Below are 11106 nucleotides of genomic sequence, written 5' to 3' on the forward strand. Positions count from 1 at the left end.
GTTTAACAATGGAAGCACAAGTCAATGTTTTATATGTACTAAATTTTGATTTTAACAGGCAAAAAGTGATCACTTTAAAATCAAGTAAGTGTTTAAAAATATATTACTTTTTCTCATGCAATATGATAAAAAAATTTACACTCATTCCTTGAGTTTTAAATTTTAAAAATTGTTATTCTATTTATTAAAAAACCTTATTTCACCTCAAAATGGTGTTTTTCTGTGACCAATTTAATTTTTATATCTTTGTAGTAACGAACCATTGTGTTATTGGGATCTTTCTTGAGGGCATCTGCAAATTTATCTTCATTCATTAATTTGGCATAAGTTTTATAGCCAATTTCTAAAGTTGATGCTTTCTTACTTGATTCTTGAAATTCATCTATACGCTTGTTGATTTGCTTTACACTGATTTCCATCTTTCATTTCTCGCTACAATTTTATTTTTTATAACATGCTTTTATGACAATTCAGTTTAAATCATTATTTTTTGAGTTTATTTGGAATCAACATTTTTCTTCAAAAACAAAATAGTTTGATCAAATGTTTGCTGACTCGCCTTTTTGCCCAAGAAAAATTGATATTCATGGACCAACCATTCTTTTGATTCGGTGTAGAAAACAGCTTGGACAGGAATTTGCTTTTTTTGCAAAGCTTCTACAAAAGGAATGGACTGCGTATCTGTGAGAAAATCTTTATTCCCTCCACTGATAAATACAGGCGGATAATCCTTGGTAAGATGTTGTATAGGTGATAAACGTTTTAAATATTCAGGATTGTCTTTTTGATTACCTGTATAAGCTTGAACAAGGTTATTTACCCCCCATTCAATCAGTTTGATTTCATCTGGTGCTGTATTGATAAAGGCATTCATATCATAAATTCCGCAATGTAGAATTAAACCCTTAAGTTGTGAAGTTTGAATCGAGGCTGTAAATCCAGATTCTATGGCGAAATTTGGATTAGTGAGAAGCGCTGCATAATGACTGGCTAAATTGGCCCCAGCCGAATCCCCTGCTAAAAATAATTGATCAGCATCTATATGGTATTGTTTTGCATTTTGCTGGATAAATCGCAGTGCGTTATTGATTTGATACAACTGCGTTGGATAAATTGCTTGCGGTGCAAATTGGTATTGCACAGAAACAACATTATAACCTTGTGCTGCAAGCAACTTAAAATATCCTCTTGCATTATCTTTAGCACCTGAAATCCAACCACCGCCATGAATCCAGATCACTGTTGGGCGTTTTTCAACGTGTTGAATATCTTTTGCTTGATAGAGATCTAAACTTAGTTTTGGCTGTTCTTGGTATGCAATGTTATTGCTAACAATGACATTCTCTGGTGCATGTTTATCCATCAGATAGCGTTGAAAATGTGTTGAAGTATCAAATGCCTTGGCAATAATTTTGTTATTTTTTTGCACATTTTGGCAAGCAGATAATGTGAATAGCGAAAGTGTACAAATAAGAATTTTCAGTTTATGCATTTTGACCTCAAAAATGTTCAATCATTGTGATTTTCACATTATCGATACATTCAATTGTGAGCCTAATATAGCTTAAAAAATGAATTCCTTTTCTTTTAATTTCAATGCAAAAAACAACTAAAAAATTTAAATTTATATTTGCGCGATTTGCTGATGTAGAGTTTGCAAAAATAAATCCGCTTCAGCTTTGGTCTGGCACTTTTTATGATATAAGCCATTGGCATTTTGATTGTGCGGTGTATATTCTATACTTATAGAAAAATTTTGCGTAATCATATCTTTAGAAACATGTATCGCGATAATATGCAGTGAATTTAGGTAAAAACCATCTTCTATTTTAACCAGCATTTTAAGCCTCAAACTTTATAACACAGAGAGGGTAAGACAAAAAAGCCCATCTTTTGATGAGCTTATTGTTTAAATATTTTAAACTTAATCATACTTCAATTTAGCCAGTATTTAAAAATTTTGATTGCTTTTTATGTAACAAAAGGAATAACCACTAAGAATTTTCTTGAACAATACAATAAAAAAATCTAACACATCATCAAAATTCAGCTTTAGATTGTCCGACATTTTTTCAATTGATCAAAATACTTTGATGTTAGATTGAATAAATCGTGATACTTATCACATTTCATAATAAAAGTTATTTTGTCTAAATCTCTTTTATGGAGGTTGTTAATATGAATTATTTGATTATTCTAAATTCCTCACAAGTACATCATTTAGATGAAGTCCATAAGCTCATCTGTGACTATGATGCTTCAATTCGGGTGAACCCTTCCACTTGGCTGATCAACACAAGCTATGAAGCCAACATCATTCGCCAACATTTAGCGAGTATTATTAGCATTCATGACTCTCTGTTAGTCTTTAAGATTGATGGTGAACATTCATTTACCAACGATTTGGATTTAAATGACTGGATGGAGGATATAAACAGTAAAAGTATGATTCGTGTCTAAACATACTGATTCGATAAAGATTATATTAAGCAGAGAGAAAATTTAAATATCTAAATACTACATCTGATTTCTCTAAATTTAATTCTAGCTTGCCTTATATAATCTTTTATCAGCCAAATTAAAAGCGTGATGAATAGCACAAAATGAGAATTTAATTATTAGATTAAATTTAAATCAAAAAAATTAGTACAGTTAAATATTTATTTTTAAAATACACTTAATATCTAATTAAAAAATTTATTAAATTTATTTTACTATTCACCTATTTCCACTTTATAGCTTTCTATTTCTCCATTGTTGTTTTTATAAAGCTTTAAATATATAAAAGCAGATGACTTTTCACCATTAACCTTTAAAGTATAATAATCATAGCCTTGTTGGTAGGGAGGATTACCATAAAATTTTCCGACTTTACGTATTCTATAGTTCCGTATTTCTCCTAATTTATTCTGTACTTTAATATCTTCACGAAAAATTTTTTCTATATATTGCTGATTTTGTTCACTATGAAGTATCTTTGTTCCTATAACAGTTATAATTCCTAATACAGCTATAAAGAAGACATAAAAGATTAATTTTTTCATATTATTTCCTCCATTCTAAGCACTCACAAAAATTTCCTCTTTAAAATTTATTTTTAAGCTTAAGTAAGAATAAAGCCATCAAATAGAAGGTTACTAAAATTGGAAATACAAAATATAATTTTAACCACTCAATACTTCCTTTTGGTGCAAAAGCAATTGCATAAACGGTATTCAAGCTAAACACATATGGCCATTTCATTTTTGTTGCTTTTTTTAGATATCTAGTCCCTTTGACATAATCTTGTTTCAAAAAATGACCGCCATGTAAATTCCATGTTGCAATGGCATAAGTTGCCTCTGGAGATCCTTGTTTATAAGCAAGGTCAATAATTTATAAGCTTGTTCATAGTCTGGAACAGCTTGTTTTACTAACTCACGGGCTGCTTGTATTAATTCATCGTTTTCCAAAATTTTCTCCCTATCAGGCTTACTTATTTTTACAACGAGCACCCATACCAGTTGCTCTGAAAATTGAATTACATAAATCCTTATCGCAAGCCAACAGCGCTAGAATTATACTGATTGAATTTGACAGTCAAATGATTAAGTCATATTTATTATTTAGTTAAACTTATTTATAAAGTACTTTATACTATAAAACATAAACTTTCAAATGATATTCATTTGCAAAAACAAAGACCCAAATATTTAGAATAAAAGACAAGGCTTATTTTGAATGTGATCTTAGTTTCGCTTTCATTATTTAAACTTAGTTTTTAAATAAACCAAAAGTTTGTAAATCTTTTAAGTATTTTCTTTGAAAATAAATGAACATTGGTATTATTGAAAAAACAAAACAGCTTAAAACAAAGAATAAAAAATAATTATTTTCCAAAAAATAGAATCTAAATTCTTTAATTAAATCAAAAATTAAGAAAATAGGATACACGATAAAAAATATAAAAATGATATAAGTTAAAAATATAAAAAAAATCTTAAAAATAGATTTCCTTTTCACAAAGTATAGAAGTGCCTCGCCATACAAAAAAGAGCCTAGCAAAAGAAAAATGCTATAAAACAAGAAATAAAAAAAAGTATTTAACCAAATCATTTTTTACTCCTCTCATAGTTCTGTTGTATATCGTTTTCATCAATCCTTGTATGTTAAGGCATATTCACCCAAATCTGAACTGACAGCTACTCATTTTTGATGTATCTGTCAGTTCTGGTTAAATTTCAACTTTAGTTTTACTTAGTGTCTTCAACAAACTCTTTAAAGTCAGCTTTACGTATTTTTGCATGGATCCCCTTGGTCTTATCGACCACTTGCGATACTTCAAAATCAGTAGCAGCACTCAGATAGGCATAAGCAATCGCTTCATCAATACCATATTCTTGATTTAAAAAACGAATCGCTTCACGTGTAGATTTTTTCATTGCTTCGTCTAAATCTTCATCTAATCCTGGTGTAATCCAGAATTCAGCATTCTCTGCTAATGGCTGTACGATCTCTTTACCCGGAATCTTATCTTTGCCTGTTTTTAATAAAGTGAACTTCAGTGTTGCTCTTGCTGAAGCTTCTAATGCAGTTAATGCAACTTCGCCATCACCTTGGGCAAAATGACTATCACCTGTATAGAACAATGCACCCGGCACTTGTACTGGGTAATATGCAGTTGATCCAGCACCTAACTCATTAATATCAATATTACCACCATACATCGCTGGTGGTACTGAATGAACTGGCTGTGATGTATTCGGTGCGACCCCCATAATGCCCATAAACGGGCTTAGCGGGAAACGAATCGATTTACCTGATTGTGTTTTTAGTACCCCCTCATATTCACCCTTGGTATTTTTTTCTATTGGGGTAAAGACTGAAACATTTCCATATCGCTCAGGATGTTCAGCCGAAGCATTTTCTTGTTGTGGTCTTTTAGGAAATTCGCCCACTAAAGCACCTTTACCATGACGATTTGAAATGACGCCATAGGGAACACGAGGCTCTACTTTAATGACTTCTACTTTTAAAATATCACCGGCTTGTGCGCCTTGAATTTCAATTGGGCCAGTCACAATATGAGGTCCATCTTTATTAAAATCATGTTTTAGAGAAGATTTTGTAATATTTTTTGCTTCATCTAAAATGTATTCATCTTTCACCCCTTTTGATTTAAAGAATTTTTCCGCATCCCGCCCTTGATCTTCAAGTAAACCTTCATGTGAAACTGTATCGAAAGTCACAACACTTCCCGATGGAACAGAAATCACAGGCTTAGCATCTTTATTCGGTAAGTAGCCCCAAGTAATGGTGTTTAAAGTCGAGGGTACGTAATAATTGCCTTTGTATTCACCGTCTTTTAGTTGAACTGGCTTATTGGATAATTGCTTAAGAACATTAAAACTTTCAGCATGAACGACTGAAGTACTGATAGCACTGAAAATAAACAGTGAAAGAACCGTGTGCTTAAACATAAAAATACCTTTAATAATTGAAAAATAAAAATATTGCAAAGGTGTTTTCAGCAAATTTCATGCCACGGTAAAATTACTTTAATCTGTTCATTTCAATAGATATTGCGCCAATTGTTTACAATTAGTCGGTCTATTCAAGTGCATAAATAATGAAATGCCCGTAAATATCTTATTTTTGAATGGGTTTTAAAGTACTTAATTTTAATGTGTACAGTTTTCTCTCAACCTATTCGGCTTCTTTCATAAGTCCTTTTAGGGCGATAAGCCAGCATAAACTCCCCCTCATCCTAGCCTTCTCTCAAAGGGAGTAAAAACTTTTAACACCAATATAATTCACTCAATACGATATTTTTTGATTGATGAACTACGAATAAAAAACCCCACCAAATGGTGGGGCTATTTACATCATAATTCTATTTAACTTCTTTTACTGTAAAAGATTTATCTTTAGCAAGTTCAATGGTTCCTTCATCGCCTTTAGAATGAATTGAAACACCATTGTCACCTTCTAAACGCATACCGCTTCCAGCAGGTACTTCTTTCAATGAATAGTTATTTCCATCGCTATCCGTTAATGTCGCTGTAACAAAATTATCACTGGTCTTAAGTGTAAATTGTTTCTTATCAGCAGTTTCATACTTCACCGTTTTTTCAGCCGACTCATTTGTATCAACAGCAACGGCACTACTACTTACCTCATTATCAGGAGATGTCGCTTTATCTTTGTCTTTTGCACTACACCCAGCAACAAAAACAACAGCTAAAAAAGATGAAATTAATAATAATTTTTTCATGTTTAATCTCGAATAAATATGGAAGTTAAGTTCTAACATAGCGCTTTAGAGCAATCCAACCACTTATTGCGAATAACTACTTGTTGTCTACATAAATTATAACAATCACTTAGAACCTTATACATTTTAAGCTTGAATTTTGTTTTAATTTAAATATTTAGTTTTATTCTTTGATCAATGAATAGGATGTATTAAGCCTAGATGAGTACGGTCATTGCAGATTAGAACGAGACGGCTTTATATCATTAAAGAAAATTACTACGCTATCTTAGCTTATGCGTACAGTATGATTTCTCATATAGAAAGCCTAAAAATTACTTGAATTGGATGTAAAAATCTAAATAAAACTTTGCTTTAAAATTAATAACTCTCCCACTTTTCTATAGCGTAAAACCTCCATTAAGAGGCTAGTTTATTCATTATTTTATTAAAATATTAATTCAGCAATAATTTCGGAGCACTTCGTTTCATATAAAGGTAAACCCCTAATTGTAATACAGCAAAATATCCCAAATTTCTCAAAATAACTTCAGTAATACTTGAACTACCAAAAGCTAAATCGGTTACAAAAAGAAAACCCACTAAAATTAAATGTAAATAAAAGGGTTGTTTGATTTTACTGCCTATTGCAGTAACAACATTAAGATAACCAACGATCATCAATCCAAGAATCATGATCATTACCACAAGAACAGTTAGCGCTTGCTCATATAAATTACTGCTGTATAGAAAGATAACTTTAACTATTCCAGCCAACGCACATAGCCCAATAAATGAGGCTAATAAATTTTTTATAAAGTATTTTAGATTCATAATTGCTCTATAGCTTTCTTAAGTCTAAAAATTATACAGCATTGTTTTGAAAAAAATCTAGGAATCTCATGCTATATCAATAGCCTTCACACTCATATCAATCAGCCCACTGTATCAGTGGGCGTTGGGTTAACTGTCCTTATCGACTGAATGTGGCGTTGTTGTTTGATCTTGCTTTTGTGTATCTGAATCTCTTTTTTGACACGCTGTTAAGCCGATCAGCATAGCTAAACTTAAAATTGAAAATATTTTCATAGTTCGCTCAGTTTTGCTTAAAAATACACCATATCAAAGTATGAACTTCTTGATGTGTATTTTGTGAAACTTACGTAACATTTCGAACAACCTTAGCAACATTTTAAATTTGTATAAATGACAAATTATATACACTCACCAACAATGCTTACATTTAAAAAGTCTGCTCAGATTATTAAGATATTTTCTAATTTTCAGAATCATAGACACATGCTTGGTTTTCTCTTTAAAAATCCATTTAATTCGCCAAAATTTAGTCACTTCGCCTTAATATTAGCCAGAATTTCGATCGGTTTATTTTTCTTTACAACGGGTTATAACAAATTATTTGTAGAGAAAAATCAACAAATCATGTTGGAAACGATTGTTTCGGCAGGTATACCTTTTCCAGAAGTGACAGCTATCATTGTTTCTTTATTTGAATTTGTATTCGGGCTATTGCTAACCATAGGATTATTTACTCAGTTAACCAGCCTTATATTGATCTTTATTTGCTTTGTTGCACTCGTAACCGTTGGTATTTATACAATTCCACCAGGCCTTAATTTGATCACTTGGATAAGCTGGTTTTTCTATATTCATGATTTGCTTTATATTTTCATTTTACTTTTTATTTTTACAAACAAGCCAGATTCTTTCACTCTAGATAAACTTTTTTTCAAAAAATACTTTTAGAAAATAGCCACTTTTTGGGGAAGTGGGTTATTAAAATAATATATCAGTTGATTATGATGTATGAGAATTTATCTTTAAATGAAATTTTAAAGTTTACTTATCTAAACAAGCATCTTCAATCAACTTACTGCCCTGTGGAAATTTAGTTACAGTTCTATAAGTTTCAATAAGATCTGCATTGTAATCATAATATCCTGTATACAAGAAAATTTTTCTAACTTCGCAGTCGTGATAACCAATCATTTTGATATAATTTTGAAGCTCATATTCCCTACCAAATATTATTCTAGTAACAATCACTTTATATTTAGGTTGATCTAAATCTGTTTCTCGTTCTGCGATTAATTTATCATTTTCAGGATACCGAGTATGATCACGATCAAAATATTCTTTGAATTTCTCTATATTTAATTTTTTATCAAAAATTGGCATTATTGGATCTGCATAACAAAGCTGTGATATCCATAAAAGAAATAAAAAAAGGATTTTTTTCATAATTTATAATTTTTTGAATGCTCTATGAAAGAAGTTTAGCTTATATAAAATTAAAGCCCATCCATTGATAAGCCTTTCAGTTATTTGGTTTGTTTCGGGTCAATTTTATAACAATCGGTTCGCATCTTCGGTGAGAGTGTATTGCTGTTAAGCATACTCATCCCATTCTGACTCTGATATCTAAAGCGATCATAATCACTCATTGTTGATGTAATGTTACTGACATCTGCTCCATATCCCATACAATGCGCATGATTACTTTCTAAATCATAACTGGTACAAGATACCAAGAAAAAAAAGCTAATAAATATTAATGATTTCACTTGTGTTTTTACTTTAAAGACTAAAAAATAATTTGGTTTAAGTAGATGTCGATAACGCCCGTCTACATCATAAAAATATGCCATATCCGATGTATAAGATCAATATATCTTCACCGTCTTGAGTCACCATGTTATATACTATTTTAGATAAATTTACCGTAATTACCTTTGTATGTCTGACTTACAGCTTTCCTTAAGCGAATACCTTGCAACTGTTCAAGAAGTTATACGTGTAACTTTTGATGAAGCAATATGGGTAAAAGCTGAGATTAGAAATCTAAGCATCAAGGGCGGCCACTACTACTTAGAACTTGCAGAAAAGGAAGAAGATTCAGATAAAGTCATTGCCAGTTGTAAGGCAACAATCTGGAAATTCTCTGCTGCCAAAATGGTATTAAAGTTTGAACGAGAAAGTGGTGTTGAACTCTCTCGTGATCTCAATGTACTGATTAAAGTGAAAGCTGTATTTAGTCCCCAATACGGTTTTTCAGTCAATATTGAAGCAATAGATTCAAGTTATACCCTAGGTGATATCGCACGGCGTTATCAACAAATTTTAGAAAGACTGACTAGCGAAGGTCTACTCAATAAAAATAAATTACTGCCTGCCCCATTTGATATTCAAAATGTGCTCGTCATTGCTCCTGAAAATGCTGCTGGCTTGGGTGACTTTAAGAAAGATGCTGATGCTCTCGATCAAGCTGGGGTTTGTCATTTTGTCTATCATTCAGCAACGTTTCAGGGGAACACTGCAGCGACAAGTATTTCTGAAGCTTTAGCAAATGCATTACGACAATGGGCTAAAGACCTCAATACACCACCAGATCTTATTGTGATTATTCGTGGTGGAGGTGCAGTCAATGATCTGGCCTATCTCAATGACTACAATCTCGCTGCGCTACTTTGCAAACGCTCTGTTCCGATCTGGGTAGGTATAGGCCATGAAAAAGATAGAACCATTTTAGATGAAGTGGCAAACCGTTCTTTTGATACACCAAGTAAAGTGATTGGAGGTATTCGAAATCTAATCGTAGAGCGCACCCAAGACGTGCTAGATTCTCTACATAAGATTAAACTGTTATCTCAGCATCAAATTATTGCTTATCAAAGCCAGAATGATCAGTACATCAAAGTCATTAAAACACTTTCTCAAGGGCAGATCAATGAGGCAAATAAAAGCTTAGATTTGATGAAAGGTACTGTTCAGTATTTGGCACAGCAACTGATTAAATTGGCATCCAATCAAGTTGAATCACTCATGCGTGAAACGCTTTTGCAAAATCCACGTCATGTGATGGCCAAAGGTTATGCTATTGTCCGTAGTGATGGTAAAGCCATTCGTTCTATTCAACAAATTTCAACTGATCACATCCAAGTAGAGTTATTGGATGGTACGATTAACGCAAATGTGACACAGGTATTAAGCAATGGCTAAACAAGATTTAACATTTAAAGAAGGTTATGACGTTCTAAAGAAAAATGCTGAACTATTAGAATCTCAAGAAGAACCTGATATTGATAATTTGATGAAGATTGTGGAAGAGTCCATGTCTGCATATAAAGCCTGTAAGTCACGTGTAGATGCGGTGCAACAGGCTCTAAATGAGACTTTTAAAGAATAAAAAACTGACTACTATGTAATTATTATTCAAAATAGAAGAAGATCGAATTAGCTACTTTACACTATATTGTCTAGTCAATTTTTTTAGTTATTTTGTTTGATTCACATATGGTGGTGCTTTTAATATTTTGAATGCATTTTTACTATAATTTTCATAAGAAAATTTCACAATATATCAAAAAGATAGAAGTTTGTTTTTAAATTAAGAAAATTATAATTTAATCAAAGGTAAATTTAACATGAAGTATACAAGTATAAAAATTGATCTTGCATTTATTACCTCTATATATATTGGCTATCTATATCTAAGTGGTCGTATATATTTAAATGGTATGACTTATAAGTCTGGAAATGATACAACCAATATTGGTTTTGATATTTCCGACTATACTTATGAAGGCTTTATGGTAAATTTAGGTTTACCACAGTATTTAATTATCTTAGGTGCTTTATTATATTTTTTATTAAAAATTTATGCTCAAAAAAAACACTACAAATTAAATTTAATAATATTATATAGAATAATTTTAAAATTCATCAATAATGAGAGTATTGATAAAAATTTAATAAAAATTCAGGTTATACGTGATTTCATTAAATCTACTAAAAAGAAGAAGAAATTTTCTTTAGCTGATGTATTTCAAAGTGATTTTTTAATCTCTTATCTTTTT

The 11106-nt window shown here is 31.4% G+C and carries 17 protein-coding genes; 5 read left to right on the top strand and 12 right to left on the bottom strand.

The window, feature by feature from the left end:
- Positions 1–194 precede the first annotated feature (194 nt).
- From GJV03_RS20495 to GJV03_RS20505, 3 genes are all read right to left on the bottom strand, one after another.
- Positions 195–419, bottom strand: coding sequence for a hypothetical protein (locus GJV03_RS20495; RefSeq protein ID WP_004719860.1), 225 nt, complete (start codon positions 417–419; stop codon positions 195–197).
- A gap of 77 nt (positions 420–496) precedes the next feature.
- Positions 497–1492 (bottom strand): alpha/beta hydrolase, encoded by a 996-nt coding sequence (locus GJV03_RS20500; protein ID WP_154131002.1) that lies wholly within the window; start codon positions 1490–1492, stop codon positions 497–499.
- A 132-nt stretch (positions 1493–1624) separates the two neighbouring features.
- Positions 1625–1840 (bottom strand): hypothetical protein, encoded by a 216-nt coding sequence (locus GJV03_RS20505; protein ID WP_105712498.1) that lies wholly within the window; start codon positions 1838–1840, stop codon positions 1625–1627.
- Positions 1841–2178: 338 nt separating this feature from the next.
- Between GJV03_RS20505 and GJV03_RS20510 the strand changes: the two genes are divergently transcribed.
- Positions 2179–2460, top strand: a complete 282-nt coding sequence (locus tag GJV03_RS20510; protein WP_004719854.1) for a hypothetical protein — start codon at positions 2179–2181, stop codon at positions 2458–2460.
- Between the two features lie 254 nt (positions 2461–2714).
- Here GJV03_RS20510 and GJV03_RS20515 read toward each other — a convergent pair whose 3' ends face one another.
- The 7 genes from GJV03_RS20515 to GJV03_RS21915 all read right to left on the bottom strand — a co-directional run bounded on the left by GJV03_RS20515 (position 2715) and on the right by GJV03_RS21915 (position 7321).
- Positions 2715–3044 (bottom strand): hypothetical protein, encoded by a 330-nt coding sequence (locus GJV03_RS20515; protein ID WP_154131003.1) that lies wholly within the window; start codon positions 3042–3044, stop codon positions 2715–2717.
- Positions 3045–3084: 40 nt separating this feature from the next.
- Positions 3085–3294 carry a hypothetical protein gene (locus GJV03_RS20520; protein ID WP_171501887.1) on the bottom strand — a complete coding sequence of 70 codons (210 nt, stop codon included), beginning with the start codon at positions 3292–3294 and terminating at the stop codon, positions 3085–3087.
- On the bottom strand, positions 3291–3452 hold the full coding sequence (locus tag GJV03_RS21570; RefSeq protein ID WP_171501888.1) for a hypothetical protein: 162 nt from the start codon (positions 3450–3452) through the stop codon (positions 3291–3293). The genes GJV03_RS20520 and GJV03_RS21570 overlap by 4 nt, the downstream gene beginning before the upstream one ends.
- A 780-nt stretch (positions 3453–4232) precedes the next feature.
- Positions 4233–5459, bottom strand: coding sequence for an acetamidase/formamidase family protein (locus GJV03_RS20525; protein WP_154131005.1), 1227 nt, complete (start codon positions 5457–5459; stop codon positions 4233–4235).
- A 413-nt stretch (positions 5460–5872) separates the two neighbouring features.
- Entirely contained in the window at positions 5873–6253 is a 381-nt protein-coding gene (locus GJV03_RS20530) for an MliC family protein (RefSeq protein WP_004719841.1), read from the bottom strand.
- Positions 6254–6688: 435 nt separating this feature from the next.
- Complete coding sequence (locus GJV03_RS20535) at positions 6689–7066, bottom strand: hypothetical protein (RefSeq protein ID WP_004719838.1); 378 nt, start codon at positions 7064–7066, stop codon at positions 6689–6691.
- 129 nt (positions 7067–7195) lie between these two features.
- Positions 7196–7321 (bottom strand): hypothetical protein, encoded by a 126-nt coding sequence (locus GJV03_RS21915; protein WP_004719837.1) that lies wholly within the window; start codon positions 7319–7321, stop codon positions 7196–7198.
- A 210-nt stretch (positions 7322–7531) separates the two neighbouring features.
- On the opposite strand from GJV03_RS21915, the gene GJV03_RS20540 reads away from it, so the two are divergent.
- A complete protein-coding gene (locus GJV03_RS20540; RefSeq protein WP_154131006.1) occupies positions 7532–7996 on the top strand; it encodes a DoxX family protein in 465 nt (154 codons plus the stop codon).
- 93 nt (positions 7997–8089) lie between these two features.
- Here the strand turns inward: GJV03_RS20540 and GJV03_RS20545 are convergent, their stop codons facing one another.
- On the bottom strand, positions 8090–8428 hold the full coding sequence (locus GJV03_RS20545) for a hypothetical protein (RefSeq protein WP_154131007.1): 339 nt from the start codon (positions 8426–8428) through the stop codon (positions 8090–8092).
- Between the two features lie 143 nt (positions 8429–8571).
- On the bottom strand, positions 8572–8898 hold the full coding sequence (locus GJV03_RS20550) for a hypothetical protein (protein ID WP_154131008.1): 327 nt from the start codon (positions 8896–8898) through the stop codon (positions 8572–8574).
- Between the two features lie 88 nt (positions 8899–8986).
- Between GJV03_RS20550 and xseA the strand changes: the two genes are divergently transcribed.
- The 3 genes from xseA to GJV03_RS20565 all read left to right on the top strand — a co-directional run.
- A complete protein-coding gene (xseA, locus tag GJV03_RS20555) occupies positions 8987–10249 on the top strand; it encodes an exodeoxyribonuclease VII large subunit (protein WP_154131009.1) in 1263 nt (420 codons plus the stop codon).
- Positions 10242–10436, top strand: coding sequence for an exodeoxyribonuclease VII small subunit (gene xseB, locus GJV03_RS20560; protein WP_034615548.1), 195 nt, complete (start codon positions 10242–10244; stop codon positions 10434–10436). Before xseA ends, xseB begins: the two co-directional genes overlap by 8 nt.
- A 238-nt stretch (positions 10437–10674) precedes the next feature.
- Positions 10675–11106: hypothetical protein (locus GJV03_RS20565; protein WP_154131010.1), on the top strand; the 432-nt coding region annotated here is incomplete at its 3' end.

The organism is Acinetobacter sp. RIT698, assembly GCF_009668065.1.
In the GTDB taxonomy this organism is placed as follows: Bacteria; Pseudomonadota; Gammaproteobacteria; order Pseudomonadales; family Moraxellaceae; genus Acinetobacter; species Acinetobacter guillouiae.